This is a genomic window from Enterobacter sp. KBR-315C3_2022, assembly GCF_041399425.1.
Taxonomy (GTDB): domain Bacteria; phylum Pseudomonadota; class Gammaproteobacteria; order Enterobacterales; family Enterobacteriaceae; genus Enterobacter.
The window spans coordinates 151,011-169,744 of the sequence record NZ_JBGKEB010000001.1; the positions used below are offsets into that span (position 1 = coordinate 151,011).

An 18,734-nucleotide genomic window follows, 5' to 3' on the forward strand; every position below is an offset into this window, starting at 1 on the left:
TTGCTACTATGACGGCCTTTAAATAAGGAGAATCCCCATGTCGCAAAACCTGAGCGCCGATCAGGAGCTGGTATCTGACGTCGTCGCCTGCCAGCTGGTCATCAAGCAAATCCTCGACGTCCTCGACGTTATCGCCCCGGTCGAAGTGCGTGAAAAGATGTCCACGCAGCTGAAAAACATTGATTTCGCCAGCCATCCCGCGGCGGCCGATCCGGTTACGCTCCGCGCGATCCAGAAGGCCATCGCGCTGATCGAGCTGCGCTTCACGCCGCAGGGTGAATCCCACTAGGCCAGCGGTGAAGGGCGACCGCGCCGTCGCCCTTCGGCAGCATCAGAAGAAGGTCTGCACCAGCAGGTAGCTCGCCGCGCAGGCGCAGCTCACGCCAATCAGCCCCGGCAGGATAAAGCTGTGGTTGATGATGAACTTGCCGATGCGGGTCGTGCCGGAGCGATCGAAGCCAATGCAGGCCAGATCGCTCGGGTAGGTTGGCAGCACGAAGTACCCGTAGGACGCCGGGAAGAAGGCGATCAGCATCTTTGGATCGATTCCCAGCATCAGCCCCATCGGCGCGACGGCCGTCAGCGCCGCCGCCTGGCTGTTCACCAGCTTCGAGACCAGAAACAGCACGATGGCGTAGGTCCAGGGATGGCTTTTCACCACCCCTTCCAGCGCCATTTTCAGCTCGTCCAGGTGCGCCTGGAAAAACGTATCGCTCATCCACGCCACGCCAAAGACCGAGAAAATTGCCACCATTCCGGCCTTAAACACCGCGCCATTGGAGATGGCTGACGCGTTGACCTTGCAGGCGATCAGCATGACCGCACCGGCAATCAGCATCATCATCTGGATGACAAGGTTCATCGACAGGGCGGTCATTTTGCCCTTCACCTCGAAGGCCGGGCGCAGGTCGGGCAGGGCGCCCAGCAGGACAACCACCGCGATCCCGGCGAAGAAAATCCACGTTGACCAGTACGCCTGCTTTGGGAACCGCTGATTCATCAGGGTTTCCGTGCTGCCGTAGATAAACTCCCGCTGCTTCGGATCGTTCAGCTTTTGCTGGAACTCGGCGTCGTCCGCCAGGTCTTTACCGCGGCGCAGGCTCCACAGCGCCGCGATCGCCACGCCAAACAGCGAGGCCGGTACCGACACGGCCAGAATTTCCAGAATCCCCCAGCCGGTGCCGACGCCGTGCTGGGCGGCCAGAATGGAGACCAGCGACACAACGGCGACCGAAACGGGAGACGCCGTAATGGCCATCTGCGACGCAACGGAGGCCACGGCCATGGGGCGCTCGGGGCGGATGCCTTTTTTCAGCGCGATGTCGGCGATGATCGGAAACATGGTGTACACCACGTGCCCGGTGCCGCAGAGAAAGGTCAGCATCCAGGTGGTAAACGGCGCGAGCAGGGTGATGTGCTGCGGATGCTTGCGCAGAAGGCGTTCTGCAAACTGCATCATTACGTTCAGGCCGCCGGCGGTTTGCAGCGTGGCCGCGCAGCCAATCACGGCGAGAATGGTCAGCATCACGTCGACCGGCGGCTTGCCCGGCTGTAAACCAAATGCGAACGTCAGGATAAACAGGCCGATGCCGCTTATCAGCCCAAGCCCCATGCCGCCAAACCGGGTCCCAACCAGCAGGCAGAGGATAATGACAATAAACTCAATGGTGATCATGATGCTCCCTCGTCGATGATAATGAAATTCGACAAATCATTACACGATGTAAGGTTATTCATTGGGAGCGAGATCTGATTTGTTAAAAATGAGTAAAAGCAGGGAGTTGCTGGCAGATTATTAGAAGGGGATCTGATTAAGGGGAGTACTGTCGCCCGCTGATTGCGAGAGTGGGCGACAGGCGGCGTGGATCAGTGGTGCTGCACGGTCGCAATCTCAAGAAGATGGCGATCGGTCTGCTCCTGGCAGATGCCCGCGCGTTTTGCGTTGCGAATTTCGTCGGCGAGCGTTTTCAACAGCGCGCCGTCCTGGCGTTGCTCTTTATCCATGTCGCGCAGAAAATTCAGCGTGGTATTGTCCTGCTGCGCCTTTGCCTCTGCCGCCAGGCTGCTGAGGGTAAGGCAGCGCTGCTCGTGCTCTTCCAGCGTTTTCTGGAACAATGCTTCCAGGGAATCGTAATCATTGTCCATCGCGTCGAGCGCTTTCACGATAGGGTTGCCCCCGGCGTTTTTCATGAAATTGAAAACGCGCATCATGTGCGTCACGTTGTGTTGCGCCTGGGTACGGAAGAAGGTCGCCGTACCCAACAGGCTATTTTCGGAACACCACTTGCTCAGGGACAGGTGCAAATTTGACGCGTAGAACTCCAGATTCATCTGGGCGTTCAATTTTTGAATCATCGTTTGAGTAGCCATACAAATATCCTTATAGAGCGTGAGGCCGGGGAGGCGTTAGTCGACCCTGAGGGGCAGATTAACGTCCTGAGCCGCACGTGACCTGATTACATAAAGGGTTTTGCTGCTGAAAAATACATGACCTTAATTCACTTCCCGTGTGCGCTATAAATAAGCATACCTTTATCATAGGTCTAAGAAAACTCTTAAGTAGGCTGTGTTTACCGTACATTACAAAGTTTAATATAGTTGAAAGTTTCAACATTGCCTGAGAAATTACAAATTAATTAAATCATTGATTTTATGGTTTAAATTATCTTGCGCTGAGAGGTTTGATTGACGCGGCAGTTTTGGGCAATGCGAAAATTCTGTATTAAAAATCAATTCAGGCTAATCGTTGGAAATATATTCTTCAGGGCGATAATTGATTCAGATCATTTTGCCTCTTTTTCAATGAAGTGTGATCGTCACGGGAGATTGTGCAGACGTGCAACAATAAAATGAAACATTGTTTTAATTGTTGAATTAATGAGGTTGAAAATGAAGAAAGTGGCCGTACTGCTCGCTCCCGGTTTCGAAGAGGCGGAAGCCATCATCACGATTGATATACTGCGCCGTTTGCAGATTGACGTTGAAACGCTGGCCTGCGCCGACTCGCGCGCGGTGGTGAGCTATCACAACATCCCGATGGTGGCCGACAGCACGTTATCCGAGCGAATGGCAACGCGCTATGACGCCGTTGTGCTGCCCGGCGGGCCGCAGGGAAGCATGAACCTTGCCGCCAGCCGGGAGGTGATACGCTTCGTTGCCGGGCACGATGAGGAGGGAAAGCTGATTTGCCCTATTTGCTCCGCGGCGGCGCGCGTGCTGGGTGGCAACGGGCTGCTGAAAGGTCGGCGCTACGTCTGTTCGGGCGACCTGTGGCAATCCGTTGAGGACGGGCAGTACGTGGATGCGCCGGTCGTTGAGGATAAAAACCTGATCAGCGGCAAAGGGCTGGGGCACGCCTTCGACTTTGCGCTGACGCTCGCCGCGCGGCTGCTGGGGGACGAAACGCCCGTTCGCGACCACGCGGATCACATCTATTACCGCTGGTAATTTTCCCGCCGGGCGCTGCGGCGTCCGGCAGACAGGGACGTCCTGACTGATCTTATGGATAATTCTGCTTAACCTGTTTCTATTTGTCAGACAAACCCGGCCGTTTTTATGTCATTTTCCGCTGAATTTATGTACGCAATTACTGTAATTCTGCGGTGTGATGGCGCTCTCTTATGGATGATTAATTTCCCGCTAAAACTATCCCAGCACTCACGCTTATTTCGCGGTAAGCGCTAATGCCTTGTTTTACGTCCGATTAAATAAAAAGCACGCTGATATCCCCTACAGATTAAAACGCTAAAGCTGGAGTTTACCATGCACAAATTCACTAAAGCGCTGGCGGCCATTGGCCTTGCCGCCGTTATGTCACAATCCGCTATCGCCGAAAATGTAAAGCTGGGCTTTTTAGTCAAGCAGCCTGAAGAGCCCTGGTTCCAGACCGAATGGAAATTTGCCGATAAGGCCGGGAAAGACTTAGGGTTTGACGTCATTAAAATCGCCGTGCCCGACGGGGAAAAAACGCTGAACGCCATCGACAGCCTGGCGGCCAGCGGCGCGAAAGGGTTTGTTATCTGTACCCCCGATCCGAAGCTCGGCTCCGCCATTATGGCAAAAGCGCGCGGCTACGACATGAAGGTGATCGCCGTTGACGATCAGTTCGTGAACGCCAAGGGCAAGCCGATGGATACGGTTCCGCTGGTGATGATGGCGGCGACCAAAATCGGCGAGCGTCAGGGTCAGGAGCTGTATAAAGAGATGCAAAAGCGCGGCTGGGATGTGAAAGAGACCGGCGTCATGGCCATCACCGCCGACGAGCTCGACACCGCGCGCCGCCGCACCTCCGGCTCGATGGAGGCCCTGAAGGCGGCCGGGTTCCCGGAAAAACAGATCTACAAAGTGCCCACCAAATCTAACGATATCCCCGGCGCCTTTGATGCCGCCAACTCAATGCTGGTTCAGCATCCGGAAGTGAAGCACTGGCTGGTGGTCGGCATGAACGACAACACCGTGCTGGGCGGCGTGCGCGCAACGGAAGGCCAGGGCTTCAAGGCGCCTGACGTGATCGGTATCGGCATTAACGGCGTCGATGCGGTGAGCGAGCTTTCCAAAGCGCAGGCGACCGGCTTCTTCGGCTCGCTGCTGCCAAGCCCGGACGTGCACGGCTATAAGTCCAGCGAAATGCTCTACAACTGGGTCACCAAAGGGGCAGAGCCGCCGAAATTCACCGAAGTGACCGACGTGGTGCTGATCACCCGCGACAACTTCAAAGAAGAGTTAGCGAAAAAAGGACTGGGCGGTAAGTAATACGCCGTGATTGCGCCCCTCACGCCCGTGAGGGGCCAGACGTTCACACCACACGACTCACGGAGACGTTATGCAACAGTCTGATCCGTATCTCTCGTTTCGCGGCATCGGCAAGACGTTCCCCGGCGTAAACGCGCTGACCGACATCAGCTTTGACTGCTATGCCGGTCAGGTTCACGCCCTGATGGGGGAAAACGGTGCGGGGAAATCCACGCTGCTTAAGATCCTCAGCGGCAACTACGCGCCGACCACCGGCACGCTTGCGCTTCGCGGTGAAGAGGTGGCGTTTGCCAACACCACCGAGGCGCTGAACGCCGGGGTGGCGATCATCTATCAGGAGCTGCACCTGATCCCGGAGATGACCGTCGCCGAGAACATCTACTTGGGCCAGCTTCCCCACCGGGGCGGGCTGGTCAACCGCTCGCTGCTCAACTACGAGGCGGGGCTGCAGCTGCAGCATCTGGGCCTGGACATCGATCCGCAAACGCCGCTGAAGTACCTCTCTATCGGCCAGTGGCAGATGGTGGAAATCGCCAAGGCCCTGGCGCGCAACGCCAAGGTCATCGCCTTCGACGAGCCGACCAGCTCGCTGTCGGCGCGGGAGATTGAAAACCTGTTCCGCGTGATCCGCGAGCTGCGCAAAGAGGGCCGCGTGATCCTCTACGTTTCGCACCGCATGGAGGAGATTTTTGCCCTCAGCGACGCGATCACGGTCTTCAAGGACGGGCGCTACGTGCGCACCTTCGACGACATGCAACAGGTCAACCACGACGCGCTGGTGCAGGCGATGGTGGGGCGCGAACTGGGCGACATCTACCACTGGCAGCCGCGCGAGTATGGCGGCGAGCGGCTGCGTCTGGATCAGGTGAAAGCGGCTGGCGTGCGCATGCCGGTGAGCCTGACGGTGCGCAACGGCGAAATCGTCGGCCTTTTCGGCCTGGTGGGCGCCGGGCGCAGCGAGCTGATGAAGGGGCTGTTCGGCGGCACCCGCATTACTGCTGGGCAGGTGTTTATCGACGGCGAGGCGGTGGATATCCAGAAGCCCGCCCACGCCATCCGCGCGGGGATGATGCTCTGCCCGGAGGACAGGAAAGCCGACGGCATCATCCCGGTGCACTCGGTGCGGGACAACATCAACATTTCGGCGCGGCGCAAAAACATCCGCGCGGGCTGCCTGATCAACGACGGCTGGGAGGAGAGCAACGCCGACCGCCATATTCGCTCGCTCAATATCAAAACCCCGGGCGCGGAGCAGCTGATCATGAACCTGTCCGGCGGCAACCAGCAGAAGGCGATCCTCGGCCGCTGGCTGTCGGAGGAGATGAAGGTCATTTTGCTCGACGAGCCGACGCGGGGGATCGACGTCGGGGCGAAGCACGAAATCTACAACGTCATTTATGAACTGGCAAAGCGCGGCGTAGCGGTGTTGTTCGCCTCCAGCGATCTGCCTGAGGTGCTTGGCGTGGCCGACCGCATCGTGGTGATGCGCGAAGGCGAAATCGCCGGGGAGTTACTGCATGAACAGGCGAATGAACAGCGGGCGTTGAGTCTCGCCATGCCTAAAGTCAGCCAGGCTGTCGCCTGAGAAAGGAGCTAATGATGTCCTCTGTTACTACATCCGGTACGCCGAAGTCGGCCTTTAGCCTTGGGCGCATCTGGGATCACTACGGCATGCTGGTGGTGTTTGCGGTGCTGTTCCTCGCCTGCGCGATTTTCGTGCCGAACTTTGCCACCTTCATCAACATGAAGGGCCTGGGGCTGGCTATATCGATGTCCGGCATGGTGGCGTGCGGCATGCTGTTTTGCCTCGCCTCCGGTGATTTCGATCTCTCCGTGGCCTCGGTGATCGCCTGCGCGGGCGTCACCGCCGCGGTGGTCATCAACATGACCGAAAGCCTGTGGATCGGCGTATTTGCGGGGCTGATGCTGGGCGTGCTGAGCGGCCTGGTAAACGGCTTCGTCATTGCCCGCCTGAAGATCAACGCGCTGATCACCACGCTTGCGACGATGCAAATCGTACGCGGGCTGGCCTACATCATCTCGGACGGTAAGGCGGTGGGGATTGAAGACGAGCGCTTCTTTACGCTCGGGTACGCCAACTGGCTGGGCCTGCCCGCGCCGATTTGGCTGACGGTGGCCTGCCTGATCGTCTTTGGCTTCCTGCTTAACCGCACCACGTTTGGCCGCAACACTCTGGCCATCGGCGGCAATGAGGAGGCGGCGCGCCTGGCGGGCGTACCCGTCGTGCGCACCAAGATCATCATCTTCGTGCTGTCCGGGCTGGTTTCCGCCGCGGCGGGCATTATCCTGGCCTCGCGCATGACCAGCGGCCAGCCGATGACCTCTATCGGCTACGAGCTGATCGTCATTTCAGCCTGCGTGCTGGGTGGGGTTTCTCTGAAAGGAGGCATCGGAAAAATCTCATATGTGGTGGCCGGTATCCTCATTCTGGGGACCGTGGAGAACGCCATGAACCTGCTGAATATTTCGCCGTTCTCCCAGTACGTCGTGCGCGGCCTGATCCTGCTGGCGGCGGTGATATTCGACCGTTACAAGCAAAAAGCGAAGCGTACCGTCTGAGGATTTTCCCCTCCGATTTGTGCTCAACTATTAACCATAGCTGAGCCTTTCGCCGCTCCGCCAGTTTCCCCGGCGGGGCGGTTGTCAAATGGCGAGCGCCGTCACACTGTCTATACTTACATGGCTATGAAGGGGGTAAGATTTTTTACCTGTCGTAAAACTGTAAGGAGGAAAAGGGTGGCTGACCTGTTAACCGCACCGCCTGTCATCACCGGTAACTATGCCTATTTTTTTGACCTCGACGGCACGCTCGCAGGGATTAAGCCCCATCCGGATGACGTTGTGATACCGGATGCGGTACTCGAGAATTTGCATCAGCTCTCACAGATGAACGCGGGAGCACTGGCATTGATTTCAGGGCGCTCAATGGCCGAGCTGGACATGCTCGCCAGTCCATACCACTTTCCGCTGGCCGGTGTGCACGGAGCGGAGCGCCGCGATATCCATGATCAACTGCATATTGTTTCACTCCCCGACGCCTTGATTAACGCGCTGCACGCGCAGCTCACCGCGGCGCTGCAGGCGCTTCCCGGCGCCGAGCTGGAGGCCAAAGGCATGGCCTTTGCGCTGCACTATCGCCAGGCGCCTCACCACGAGGCGGCGATCGTTGCCCTTGCCAGAAGCGTGGCCGAGGCGCATCCGGAGCTGGCGCTCCAGCCGGGGAAATGCGTGGTAGAAATAAAGCCGGAAGGGATCAACAAAGGCGCCGCCATCGGCGCATTTATGGCTGAAGAGCCGTTTAAGGGCAGGACGCCGGTCTTCTTTGGGGACGATCTTACCGATGAGGCCGGCTTTAGGGTTGTCAACCAGGCCGGAGGGATCGCCGTAAAGATTGGGCCTGGAGACACGGCTGCCAAATGGCGTCTGGACAGCGTTGCCAGCGTCTGGCAGTGGATAGATAACGTCGCTAACCAGCAACAACAACAAATAGCGCAACACAACGGGAGAAATCATTATGGGTCGCTTAGTCGTCGTCTCTAACCGCATCGCACCGCCGGACGATAAAAAAGCCAGCGCGGGTGGCCTGGCGGTTGGGGTATTAGGTGCCTTAAAAGCCGCAGGGGGCCTGTGGTTTGGCTGGAACGGTGAAATCAGCGAGGAGGAAAAGCCCCTCGACACGGTAACGCAGGACAATATCACCTGGGTTTCATTTGCCCTGAACGAGAAAGATCACAAGGATTATTACTGCGACTTCTCAAACGCCGTCCTGTGGCCTGCGTTCCACTACCGCCTGGATCTGGTTAAGTTCCAGCGCGAATCGTTTGAAGGGTATATGCGCGTCAATGCGCTGCTGGCGGACAAGCTGCTGCCGCTGCTCAAGGAAGACGATATTGTCTGGATCCACGATTATCACCTGCTGCCGTTTGCTAATGAGCTCAGAAAGCGCGGCGTGAACAACCGGATCGGGTTCTTCCTGCATATCCCGTTCCCGACGCCGGAAATCTTTACCGCGCTGCCGCCGCACGAGGAGCTGCTTGAGGCGATGGCGGACTACGATCTGCTGGGCTTCCAGACGGAAAATGACCGTCTGGCCTTCCTCGACAGCATTTCCGGCAAGACGCGCCTGGTGACGCACGACGGGAAAAGCCACACCGCATGGGGCAAATCGTTCCATACCGAGGTCTACCCGATCGGCATCGAGCCGGACGAGATCGCCGAGCAGGCCGCGGGGCCGCTGCCGCCGAAGCTGGCGCAGCTCAAGAACGAGCTTAAGCACGTGCAGAACATCTTTTCGGTCGAGCGTCTGGACTACTCCAAGGGCCTGCCGGAGCGTTTTCTGGCCTATGAAACGCTGCTGGATAAATACCCTCAGCACCACGGCAAAATTCGCTATACGCAGATTGCGCCCACCTCCCGCGGGGAAGTGCAGGCCTATCAGGACATTCGCCATCAGCTTGAAACGGAAGCGGGGCGGATCAACGGCCGCTACGGCCAGCTCGGCTGGACGCCGCTGTTCTACCTCAACCAGCACTTCGAACGTAAGATCCTGATGAAGGTATTCCGCTACGCGGACGTCGGGCTGGTCACGCCGCTGCGCGACGGGATGAATCTGGTGGCAAAAGAGTATGTCGCAGCACAAGATCCTGCGGACCCCGGCGTGCTGGTGCTGTCTCAGTTTGCCGGTGGGGCGAACGAACTGACCTCGGCGCTGATCGTCAACCCCTACGACCGCGACGACGTGGCCAACGCGCTCAACCGCGCGCTCACCATGCCGCTAACGGAGCGCATTTCACGCCATGCTGAAATGATGGAGACGATCAGGAAGAACGATATCAACCACTGGCAGGCGCAGTTTATTCGCGATCTGCGGGATATTTCCCCCTTAAGCAGCGAGCATCAGCTGCAAAAAAAGATCGCGACCTTTCCTAAACTCGCGTGATTTTCCACGGGGGCATTATGTGCCCCCGAGCGGCACGAGCAGCACATCAACTTTGCTCGACGCAACGATGGATTTTGCGGAACAGGCCGCCCGCGAAAAGAAGCTCTGATTATGATTTCCGCAAATAACCAAATCAATATTCTGCTTATGACACATATCCAGAATATGCTCGCTTAATTCCCCGGTCGCAATTACCGCCTGGTGTATAGGATATTTTGCCCTTTCGGTTAATTCGCGCAAAAACTGCTGGGTTTCCTCCTGCAAAACGCCACGAATATCTTCCAGCATCGGCGCGGCCAGCTGATTATACATTTCGGGTTCGGCGGCGAGGGTGATCAGGCTGATGCGGGCGTTGGTCGGTGCGGCGATAGAAACCGCGCGGGCAACGAGCTGGTGGCTTTCGGGAGAAATGGCTACTGAAACAAGAAGATGGGCGTAACTCATCGCGCGCTCCTTAGATGTCGCTATGACAACGTTTTTTCAGCTTTACCGCGAATTATCGGCTTCTGCAAGAGGGCAATGCGACATTAGTGTGAAGCTTATCATAATTATTCATTAATTATTCTTATAAGAGGAATAATGTAAAAGCCTGTCTGGATGACAAACATTAACAACTTAACGCAAATCTCACCAACCAAGGTCACACTTATCAATTAATTCTAACGCGTTATTAACACGTACGAAATGATCACCTGCCGGGAGTATGTTACAGCGTTAATGTGATAACCCTCTGTTTTTTAACATAGTTAAAACTAGCCGTATGAGCCGCTGTGACGGCCCGGCTTCTGTACGCCCTCAGCCGTGAACCCGGCAATTCCCGTGCCGCTTTTTATCATGCTTATGCATGAGTATTCGGCCTGTCAGAATATATACTGACTCAAATTGTGCAAAAAATAACCAAACAACAAGTCTCGCTGATGGATTAATTGGATATATTCTCCCTAATTATGTGACGTGGATCACATTTTTTTTAAAATTTGGGGAGGGCTGCATTGTATGTGTCAAAACTGACGAGTACAGTTTGCGGCGAATTAGGAAAAATCTTAGTTATTTGTAAGAAATGATAAAACGTGTAAACGTCACGCCTGCGGGTCAGATGTTGCGCGTTTTGCTGCATACAAATCTTAATTCAACTATGCATTTGGCCTTTTCTTTTTATACCGGGTGATTTCCCGGCGACATCACGGGGTGCGGTCTTACCGCATAAAAATAATAGTTGGTTATTCGGGATGGGAAAAATGCATACATCCGAGTTGCTAAAACATATTTATGACATCAACCTGTCATATTTACTGCTCGCGCAGCGTTTGATTGGTCAGGACAAGGCGTCCGCGATGTTTCGTCTTGGCATTACCGAAGAAATGGCTACCATGCTTGGCGGATTAACACTCCCGCAAATGGTAAAACTGGCTGAAACCAATCAACTCGTTTGTCAGTTCCGGTTTGATAATGCCCAGACCATCACGCGTTTGACCCAGGAATCCCGCGTTGACGATCTGCAACAGATCCACACCGGTATTCTGCTCTCCACTCGCCTGCTCAGTGAGATCAGCCAGCCTGATGACGCGGCCCGGAAGAAAAGGGCTTAATCATGAGCGAAAAAAGCATTGTTCAGGAAGCGAGAGACATCCAGCTGGCCATGGAGCTGATTACGCTTGGCGCTCGTTTGCAAATGCTGGAAAGCGAGACGCAGCTGAGCCGTGGCCGTCTCATCAAGCTGTATAAAGAATTGCGGGGTAGCCCGCCGCCAAAAGGCATGCTGCCGTTTTCAACCGACTGGTTCATGACGTGGGAGCAGAACATCCATGCGTCAATGTTCTGCAACGCCTGGCAGTATCTGCTGAAAACGGGACTGTGCAGCGGCGTTGACGCCGTGATCAAAGCCTACAAACTCTACCTCGAGCAATGCCCTCAGCAGGATGATGGTCCTCTGCTGGCGCTCACCCGCGCATGGACGCTGGTGCGTTTCGTTGAAAGTGGGATGCTGGAACTGTCGCGCTGCAACAGCTGCGACGGCAATTTTATTACCCATGCTCATCAGCCTGCTGGCAGCTTCGCCTGCAGTTTATGCCAGCCTCCATCCCGCGCAGTAAAAAGACGTAAACTTTCCCGGGATGCTGCCGATATTATTCCACAACTGCTGGATGAACAGATCGAACAAGCTGTTTAACCCGAACGCGTGGGCAAAATTCCAGCAGCGGTAAGCGATTACCGCTGCTTTTTTTTACCCCGCAAACCGGGAAACGCGTCGGCCTGAACGTCCTGCCTTAGTCACTAGCGGAAGGATGATGTCGTGCTTATCTTATTAGGTTACCTGGTAGTTCTCGGTACAGTTTTCGGCGGTTACATGATGACCGGCGGGCACCTTGGAGCACTCTATCAACCGGCTGAACTTGTTATCATCGGCGGCGCAGGGGTAGGGGCATTTATCGTTGGCAACAACGGTAAATCAATCAAGGGAACGCTGAAGGCCATTCCGCTGCTGTTTCGCCGTTCGAAATACACCAAAAGCATGTATATGGATCTGCTGGCGCTGCTCTATCGCCTGATGGCGAAGTCGCGTCAGCAGGGCATGTTCTCGCTGGAGCGAGACATTGAGAACCCGAAAGAGAGCGAAATTTTCGCCAGCTATCCGCGCATTCTTGCGGACGCCATGATGCTCGACTTTATCGTCGACTACCTGCGCCTCATCATCAGCGGCAATATGAACACCTTCGAAATCGAAGCGCTGATGGATGAAGAGATCGAAACCCACGAAAGCGAATCCGAAGTGCCGGCCAACAGCCTGGCGCTGGTGGGCGACTCGCTTCCGGCGTTCGGCATCGTGGCGGCGGTAATGGGGGTCGTTCACGCCCTGGCCTCGGCGGATCGCCCGGCGGCGGAGCTGGGCGCGCTGATTGCCCACGCGATGGTGGGGACGTTTCTCGGTATTTTGCTGGCGTACGGGTTTATCTCTCCGCTGGCCAGCGTTCTGCGCCAGAAGAGCGCGGAAACCACCAAGATGATGCAGTGCGTGAAGATCACGCTGCTCTCAAACCTGAACGGCTACGCTCCGCCGATTGCCGTTGAGTTTGGTCGTAAAACCCTCTATTCCAGCGAGCGTCCGTCGTTTATCGAACTGGAGGAACACGTGCGCGCGGTGAAAAACCCAAACCAACAGACGACCACTGAGGACGCATGAAAAACCAGTCCCATCCGATCGTCATCGTAAAAAAGCGCAAGCATAAGGGGCACGGCCACGGCGCGCACGGCTCCTGGAAAATCGCGTACGCCGACTTTATGACCGCCATGATGGCCTTCTTCCTGGTGATGTGGCTGATTTCCATCTCCAGCCCGAAGGAGCTTATCCAGATTGCGGAATATTTCCGCACGCCGCTGGCGACGGCGGTGACCGGCGGGCAGCGCATCTCCAACAGCGACAGCCCGATCCCCGGCGGCGGCGATGATTACACCCAGCAGAAGGGTGAGGTGAAAAAAGAGCCCAACATCGACGAGCTGAAAAAGCGGATGGAGCAGGCGCGCCTGAAGAAGCTGCGCGGCGATCTGGACCAGCTGATTGAGGCCGATCCGAAGCTGCGCGCGCTGCGCCCGCACCTGAAGATTGACCTCGTGCAGGAAGGGCTGCGCATCCAGATTATCGATAGCCAGAACCGCCCGATGTTTAAAACCGGCAGCGCGGAGGTGGAGCCGTACATGCGCGACATTTTGCGCGGCATCGCGCCGGTGCTGAACGGCATTCCAAACCGCATCAGCCTGTCTGGCCACACGGATGACTTCCCGTACGCCAATGGTGAAAAGGGCTACAGCAACTGGGAGCTTTCTGCCGATCGCGCCAACGCCTCGCGTCGCGAGCTGGTGGTGGGTGGGCTTGACGATGGCAAGGTACTGCGCGTGGTCGGCATGGCAGCAACCATGCGCCTCTCCGACCGCGGGCCGGAAGACGCCATCAACCGTCGTATCAGTCTATTAGTGCTGAACCAGCAGGCGGAGCAGGCCATCCTGCACGAAAACGCCGAAAGTCAGAATGAGTCACTGGACGATTTAAAACAGCCTGGGGCCGTGCCTTCGGCTGCCGTTCCAACATCGCCACCAGCCAATCCGAGGTGATAGCGTGAGCATGGATATTAGCGATTTTTATCAGACATTCTTTGATGAAGCCGACGAACTGTTGGCCGATATGGAGCAACACCTGCTGGACCTGGTGCCCGAAGCGCCGGATTCCGAGCAGCTCAATGCCATTTTCCGCGCGGCGCATTCGATTAAGGGCGGCGCGGGAACGTTTGGATTTACCATTTTGCAGGAAACCACGCACCTGATGGAAAACCTGCTGGATGAAGCACGACGCGGTGAGATGCAGCTCAATACCGACATTATCAACCTGTTTTTGGAAACCAAAGATATTATGCAGGAACAGCTCGACGCCTATAAAAGCTCGGCAGAGCCTGATGCCGCCAGCTTTGAATACATCTGCAACGCGTTGCGCCAGCTTGCGCTGGAAGCCAAGGGCGAAGTGGCCGCACCGGCGGCAAACCTGAGCGTTGTTGAAGACGTTAACGTAGGCGAAAAAGCGCCTGCCGCCGCGCAGGCGGGCAAGCTGCGCGTGGTTCTGTCGCGTCTGAAAGAGAGCGAGGTCAGCCTGCTTGAAGAGGAGCTGGGCAACCTGGCGACGCTGAGCAACGTGGTCAAGGGCAAAGACAGCCTGGCCGCGACGCTGGACGACGGAATTAGCGAAGACGACATCGTGGCCGTGCTGTGCTTCGTGATCGAAGCCGACCAGATCGCCTTTGAAACCGAAGCGGCCAGCGAAGACGCGCCGGTCGCGGTGGAAGAACCTGCCGCTGCGCCTGCCGCGGTGCCCGCCGCGCCGGTGCTCAAGGCGGTGCCGAAAGAGACGGCCGCGCCCGTGCGGGCCGAAAAGCCCGCGGCGCGCGCCAGCGAGTCCACCAGCATCCGCGTGGCGGTTGAGAAGGTTGACCAGCTGATTAACCTGGTCGGCGAGCTGGTGATCACCCAGTCAATGCTGGCCCAGCGCTCCAACGAGCTGGACCCGGTCACCCACGGCGATCTCATCACCAGCATGGGTCAGTTACAACGTAACGCCCGCGACCTGCAGGAATCGGTGATGTCCATCCGCATGATGCCGATGGAGTACGTCTTTAGCCGCTTCCCGCGCCTGGTGCGCGATCTGGCCGGAAAGCTTAATAAGCAAATTGAGCTGACGCTCATGGGCAGCTCCACCGAGCTGGACAAGAGCCTGATCGAGCGCATTATCGATCCGCTGACGCACCTCGTGCGCAACAGCCTTGACCACGGCATCGAGCTGCCGGAAAACCGCGTGGCGGCGGGGAAATCCCCGGTCGGCAACCTGATTTTGTCTGCGGAACACCAGGGCGGCAACATCTGCATTGAGGTGACCGACGACGGCGCGGGCCTCAACCGCGAGCGCATCCTGGCGAAGGCGATCTCGCAGGGGATGGCGGTCAACGAAAACATGACCGACGAAGAGGTCGGCATGCTGATCTTCGCGCCGGGCTTCTCCACCGCCGAGCAGGTGACCGACGTGTCCGGGCGCGGCGTGGGCATGGACGTGGTGAAACGTAACATCCAGGAGATGGGCGGCCACGTTGAGATCAAGTCTAAGCAGGGCGCTGGCACCACCATCCGCATTCTGCTCCCGCTGACGCTGGCGATCCTCGACGGCATGTCCGTTAAGGTCGCTGACGAGGTCTTCATCCTGCCGCTGAACGCGGTGATGGAATCGCTGCAGCCGCGCGAGGAAGATCTGCACCCGCTGGCGGGCGGCGAGCGCGTGCTCGAAGTGCGCGGGGAATACCTGCCGCTGGTCGAGCTGTGGAAGGTCTTTGAGGTGGACGGGGCGAAAACTGAAGCCACCCAGGGCATCGTGGTGATCCTGCAAAGCGCGGGCCGCCGCTACGCGCTGCTGGTTGACCAGCTGATTGGCCAGCACCAGGTGGTGGTCAAGAACCTCGAAAGCAACTACCGCAAGGTGCCGGGCATTTCTGCGGCGACCATTCTCGGTGACGGTAGCGTCGCGCTGATCGTCGACGTGTCGGCGCTTCAGGGATTAAATCGTGAACAACGTGTGGCGTGCACCGCCGCCTGATTAAGTAAAAGGTAATAACATGACCGGTATGAGTAACGTAACGAAGCTGGCGGGCGAGCCATCAGGACAAGAGTTCCTGGTCTTTACTTTGGGTGACGAAGAGTACGGCATCGACATCCTGAAGGTACAGGAAATCCGCGGTTACGATCAGGTAACGCGCATTGCAAACACCCCGGCCTTTATTAAGGGCGTCACCAACCTGCGCGGCGTGATCGTGCCTATCGTCGACCTGCGCGTGAAGTTCAGCCAGGGCGACGTCGAATACAACGACAACACCGTGGTGATTGTGCTCAACCTGGGCCAGCGCGTGGTGGGGATTGTGGTTGACGGCGTCTCGGACGTGCTGTCCCTGACCGCCGATCAAATCCGTCCCGCGCCGGAGTTTGCGGTCACCCTGTCGACCGAGTACCTCACGGGGCTTGGCGCGCTGGGCGAACGCATGCTGATTCTGGTGAACATCGAGAAGCTGCTGAACAGCGACGAGATGGCGCTGCTGGATATCGCGGCGAGTCATGTAGCGTAGGTAAATGCAAAACGGCAACCGGGTTGCCGTTTTTAGTGTTTGCACCCTCTCCCGGTGGGAGAGGGCCGGGGTGAGGGCATCAGGCCGCACCCCACTTACAGCGCTTACGCCTCCTGCTCCACCAGCTCCGCGCTTTCATCCAATAGTCCCTCATTCTGCGCCAGCATCGCCGTCGCTATCCCATTTCCCAGCACGTTAATTGCCGAGCGGCCCATGTCGAGGAAATGATCGATCCCCATCAGCAGCAAAATGCCCGCCACTGGAATATTAAAGCTCGGAATGGTTGCCGCCAGCACCACCAGCGCCGAGCGCGGCACGCCCGCGATCCCCTTAGACGCCAGCATCAGGGTCAGCATCAGCACCGCCACCTCGGTAAAGCTCAGGTGAATGTTGTACGCCTGGGCGATAAACATTGAGGCGAACGAGCAGTACACCATCGAACCGACCAGGTTGAAGGAGTAGCCGATCGGCAGCACGAACGACACGATATTGCGCGAGCAGCCGAAGCGCACCAGCTGTTCCAGTGTTTTCGGGTAGGCCGCTTCGGAGCTGCTGGTGGTAAACGCCACCAGCACCGGATCTTTCAGCATGCTGACCAGGCGGAAAATCTCGCGCTTCAGCACCATGTAGCCCACGGCCAGCAGCACCAGGCAGGTGAGGACGATAGCCACATAATAACCGCCGATAAACGAGGCGTAGTTAAGCAGAATGCCCAGCCCCTGGGTGGCGATAACCGACGAGATGGCGGCGAAAATCGCCAGCGGCGCAACGTACATCACGTAGCCGGTCACCTTCAGCATAATGTGCGACACCACGTCCAGCGCGGCGACGAGCGGCGCGTTGAACTTTTCGCCGAGCGATGCGCCGCCAATGCCGAAGAACATCGAGAACACCACGATTTGCAGGATCTCGTTATCGGCCATTGCCCCCACGATGCTGGTGGGGATCGTATGGGATAAAAAGCCCTTCAGCGTCATGCCGCCCACGGCAAGGCCGGTCTCAACGGACTCCGTTGGAATGGTCAGGTTCAGGCCGCTTCCCGGCTGCTCCAGGGTGACGATAAAAAGCCCGACCAGGATCGACAGCACCGATGAGCTAATAAACCACACCATCGCCTTGCCGCCGACGCGGCCAATGGTCGAGGTTTCGCCCAGCTTCATAATCCCGACCGTCAGCGTGCTAAACACCAGCGGGGCGATGACCATCTTGATCAGCCGAAGGAAAATATCCGTCAGGAGGGTGATGTTATCCGACCAGGCCTTAACCACATCCTGCGAAGCGTATTCATGAATTGCCGCCCCGGAAAGAATGCCCGCCAGCATAAATATCACGATGAACAGCGTGAGTTTGTTTGCACTTGCCACGAAAAAGAGATCCTCTGATGCACGTAAGATTTCATCTGCGCTAACACATGCAAATTTATTATTTTAACGCAGTGAATTATTCATCATATAAATTGAAGTAAAGCGGGGTGGGATACAACTGCTTTTTAATTTTTATTAGTTTTGTTGCTAATCGCGTGAGGATATATTGTGACGCTAATCACAATCTGTGCGATATATCGGCAGCGCCTGAGAGGATTACAATCAATTTCAGAATGTTAATTATTTGTTTTATATGTAATTAATGCGTCAATACGACGAAAGTCGTGCGTCAAATGGGGAAGGTGGTTGAAGTCGTTTCAATAATCTAAATTCTCCATAACCCCCTCGGTGGAGAGTTAAGCGGGGCTAACATATTGAGCAGTATCAATAAAATGTGGAAAGCGAACGGCAACTTCTTCTGGAGGGTGGTAAATGAAACTCACACGCCTTTTGATTTGCGCTGGCGCTCTGATGTCCGGCGGCCTGGCGATGCAGGCGCATGCGGTCACCAGCAGCGGCTCTATCGGCGTCACGCTGACGCTGACCAACGGCTGCCTGATTAACGGCTCGCCGTCGCAAAACGGCATCAACTTCGGTACCCTGGACTTCGGGACCCATCCCGCAACCTTCTCCACGCTGACGACCCAGCTCACCGGGGCCAGCGGCGGTAACACCTTTACGATCCAGTGTACCACCGCCAGCTACACGGTCGCGGTGACCGGCAACACCAACACCACGGCGCCCGGCACCGTCGCGGGAACGCCGGGGACGCCCGCACGCTATCTGATCAATACGACCAGCACCACCCGCGGCGTGGCGTATAGCCTCTATAGCGACAGCGGCTTTAACAACGTTGTCGCCAATAACGCGGCGCTGCCGATCGCCTCTACGGCCAACGGCGTCGATAGCTATACCCTTTACGGGCGTATAACGGGCGGCGGCAACAGCGTCAGCGTTTTACCGGGGACTTATACCGACACCATCAACGTTAGCGTGAACTACTAGTCCCGC

The 18,734-nt window shown here is 56.9% G+C and carries 18 protein-coding genes; 14 read left to right on the forward strand and 4 right to left on the reverse strand.

Translation table 11 applies throughout. The features are described 5' to 3' along the window. Positions 1–37 precede the first annotated feature (37 nt). Complete coding sequence (locus AB8804_RS00815; RefSeq protein WP_008500405.1) at positions 38–289, forward strand: DUF2766 family protein; 252 nt, start codon at positions 38–40, stop codon at positions 287–289. Positions 290–331: 42 nt separating this feature from the next. Here the strand turns inward: AB8804_RS00815 and AB8804_RS00820 are convergent, their stop codons facing one another. Next, positions 332–1,675, reverse strand: a complete 1,344-nt coding sequence (locus AB8804_RS00820; RefSeq protein WP_371182026.1) for an anaerobic C4-dicarboxylate transporter — start codon at positions 1,673–1,675, stop codon at positions 332–334. Positions 1,676–1,866: 191 nt separating this feature from the next. Beyond that, positions 1,867–2,370, reverse strand: a complete 504-nt coding sequence (locus AB8804_RS00825) for a non-heme ferritin-like protein (RefSeq protein ID WP_371182028.1) — start codon at positions 2,368–2,370, stop codon at positions 1,867–1,869. Between the two features lie 519 nt (positions 2,371–2,889). Here AB8804_RS00825 and AB8804_RS00830 point away from each other — a divergent pair. From AB8804_RS00830 to otsA, 6 genes are all read left to right on the forward strand, one after another. Further along, the gene (locus AB8804_RS00830; RefSeq protein ID WP_371182030.1) at positions 2,890–3,447 is read left to right on the forward strand and encodes a DJ-1 family glyoxalase III; all 558 of its coding nucleotides are present in this window, start codon (positions 2,890–2,892) and stop codon (positions 3,445–3,447) included. Between the two features lie 315 nt (positions 3,448–3,762). Further along, positions 3,763–4,752 (forward strand): arabinose ABC transporter substrate-binding protein AraF, encoded by a 990-nt coding sequence (araF, locus tag AB8804_RS00835; RefSeq protein ID WP_371182032.1) that lies wholly within the window; start codon positions 3,763–3,765, stop codon positions 4,750–4,752. 70 nt (positions 4,753–4,822) lie between these two features. Then, the gene (gene araG, locus AB8804_RS00840; protein ID WP_371182034.1) at positions 4,823–6,337 is read left to right on the forward strand and encodes an L-arabinose ABC transporter ATP-binding protein AraG; all 1,515 of its coding nucleotides are present in this window, start codon (positions 4,823–4,825) and stop codon (positions 6,335–6,337) included. A gap of 14 nt (positions 6,338–6,351) precedes the next feature. Continuing rightward, entirely contained in the window at positions 6,352–7,332 is a 981-nt protein-coding gene (gene araH, locus AB8804_RS00845; RefSeq protein WP_371182786.1) for an L-arabinose ABC transporter permease AraH, read from the forward strand. 177 nt (positions 7,333–7,509) lie between these two features. After that, positions 7,510–8,313, forward strand: coding sequence for a trehalose-phosphatase (gene otsB, locus AB8804_RS00850; RefSeq protein WP_371182036.1), 804 nt, complete (start codon positions 7,510–7,512; stop codon positions 8,311–8,313). After that, positions 8,288–9,712, forward strand: a complete 1,425-nt coding sequence (gene otsA, locus AB8804_RS00855) for an alpha,alpha-trehalose-phosphate synthase (RefSeq protein WP_371182039.1) — start codon at positions 8,288–8,290, stop codon at positions 9,710–9,712. The genes otsB and otsA overlap by 26 nt, the downstream gene beginning before the upstream one ends. A 15-nt stretch (positions 9,713–9,727) precedes the next feature. Here the strand turns inward: otsA and uspC are convergent, their stop codons facing one another. Next, complete coding sequence (gene uspC / locus AB8804_RS00860; RefSeq protein WP_371182041.1) at positions 9,728–10,156, reverse strand: universal stress protein UspC; 429 nt, start codon at positions 10,154–10,156, stop codon at positions 9,728–9,730. A gap of 794 nt (positions 10,157–10,950) precedes the next feature. On the opposite strand from uspC, the gene flhD reads away from it, so the two are divergent. From flhD to cheW, 6 genes are all read left to right on the forward strand, one after another. Then, the gene (gene flhD / locus AB8804_RS00865; RefSeq protein ID WP_371182043.1) at positions 10,951–11,301 is read left to right on the forward strand and encodes a flagellar transcriptional regulator FlhD; all 351 of its coding nucleotides are present in this window, start codon (positions 10,951–10,953) and stop codon (positions 11,299–11,301) included. 2 nt (positions 11,302–11,303) lie between these two features. Beyond that, positions 11,304–11,882, forward strand: coding sequence for a flagellar transcriptional regulator FlhC (gene flhC / locus AB8804_RS00870; RefSeq protein ID WP_371182045.1), 579 nt, complete (start codon positions 11,304–11,306; stop codon positions 11,880–11,882). Positions 11,883–12,005: 123 nt separating this feature from the next. Beyond that, positions 12,006–12,893: a flagellar motor stator protein MotA gene (motA, locus tag AB8804_RS00875; protein WP_003859696.1), complete on the forward strand. Its 888-nt coding sequence runs from the start codon at positions 12,006–12,008 to the stop codon at positions 12,891–12,893. Further along, positions 12,890–13,819: a flagellar motor protein MotB gene (motB, locus tag AB8804_RS00880; protein WP_371182055.1), complete on the forward strand. Its 930-nt coding sequence runs from the start codon at positions 12,890–12,892 to the stop codon at positions 13,817–13,819. The genes motA and motB overlap by 4 nt, the downstream gene beginning before the upstream one ends. 4 nt (positions 13,820–13,823) lie before the next feature. Beyond that, positions 13,824–15,836 carry a chemotaxis protein CheA gene (gene cheA, locus AB8804_RS00885; RefSeq protein ID WP_371182057.1) on the forward strand — a complete coding sequence of 671 codons (2,013 nt, stop codon included), beginning with the start codon at positions 13,824–13,826 and terminating at the stop codon, positions 15,834–15,836. A gap of 19 nt (positions 15,837–15,855) precedes the next feature. After that, the gene (gene cheW, locus AB8804_RS00890; protein ID WP_006176083.1) at positions 15,856–16,359 is read left to right on the forward strand and encodes a chemotaxis protein CheW; all 504 of its coding nucleotides are present in this window, start codon (positions 15,856–15,858) and stop codon (positions 16,357–16,359) included. Between the two features lie 104 nt (positions 16,360–16,463). Here cheW and AB8804_RS00895 read toward each other — a convergent pair whose 3' ends face one another. Continuing rightward, a complete protein-coding gene (locus AB8804_RS00895) occupies positions 16,464–17,723 on the reverse strand; it encodes a dicarboxylate/amino acid:cation symporter (protein WP_371182059.1) in 1,260 nt (419 codons plus the stop codon). 432 nt (positions 17,724–18,155) lie between these two features. On the opposite strand from AB8804_RS00895, the gene AB8804_RS00900 reads away from it, so the two are divergent. Beyond that, positions 18,156–18,728, forward strand: coding sequence for a spore coat U domain-containing protein (locus tag AB8804_RS00900; protein WP_371182061.1), 573 nt, complete (start codon positions 18,156–18,158; stop codon positions 18,726–18,728). Positions 18,729–18,734: the final 6 nt, after the last annotated feature.

Coding starts and splice junctions, on each gene's coding strand:
- otsA (WP_371182039.1), top strand. CDS start 8,288: ATGGGTCGCTTAGTCGTCGTCTCTAACCGCATCGCACCGCCGGACGAT.
- cheW (WP_006176083.1), top strand. CDS start 15,856: ATGACCGGTATGAGTAACGTAACGAAGCTGGCGGGCGAGCCATCAGGA.
- flhD (WP_371182043.1), top strand. CDS start 10,951: ATGCATACATCCGAGTTGCTAAAACATATTTATGACATCAACCTGTCA.
- araH (WP_371182786.1), top strand. CDS start 6,352: ATGTCCTCTGTTACTACATCCGGTACGCCGAAGTCGGCCTTTAGCCTT.
- AB8804_RS00815 (WP_008500405.1), top strand. CDS start 38: ATGTCGCAAAACCTGAGCGCCGATCAGGAGCTGGTATCTGACGTCGTC.
- AB8804_RS00900 (WP_371182061.1), top strand. CDS start 18,156: ATGAAACTCACACGCCTTTTGATTTGCGCTGGCGCTCTGATGTCCGGC.
- AB8804_RS00820 (WP_371182026.1), bottom strand. CDS start 1,675: ATGATCACCATTGAGTTTATTGTCATTATCCTCTGCCTGCTGGTTGGG.
- AB8804_RS00830 (WP_371182030.1), top strand. CDS start 2,890: ATGAAGAAAGTGGCCGTACTGCTCGCTCCCGGTTTCGAAGAGGCGGAA.
- araG (WP_371182034.1), top strand. CDS start 4,823: ATGCAACAGTCTGATCCGTATCTCTCGTTTCGCGGCATCGGCAAGACG.
- flhC (WP_371182045.1), top strand. CDS start 11,304: ATGAGCGAAAAAAGCATTGTTCAGGAAGCGAGAGACATCCAGCTGGCC.
- AB8804_RS00825 (WP_371182028.1), bottom strand. CDS start 2,370: ATGGCTACTCAAACGATGATTCAAAAATTGAACGCCCAGATGAATCTG.
- uspC (WP_371182041.1), bottom strand. CDS start 10,156: ATGAGTTACGCCCATCTTCTTGTTTCAGTAGCCATTTCTCCCGAAAGC.
- araF (WP_371182032.1), top strand. CDS start 3,763: ATGCACAAATTCACTAAAGCGCTGGCGGCCATTGGCCTTGCCGCCGTT.
- motB (WP_371182055.1), top strand. CDS start 12,890: ATGAAAAACCAGTCCCATCCGATCGTCATCGTAAAAAAGCGCAAGCAT.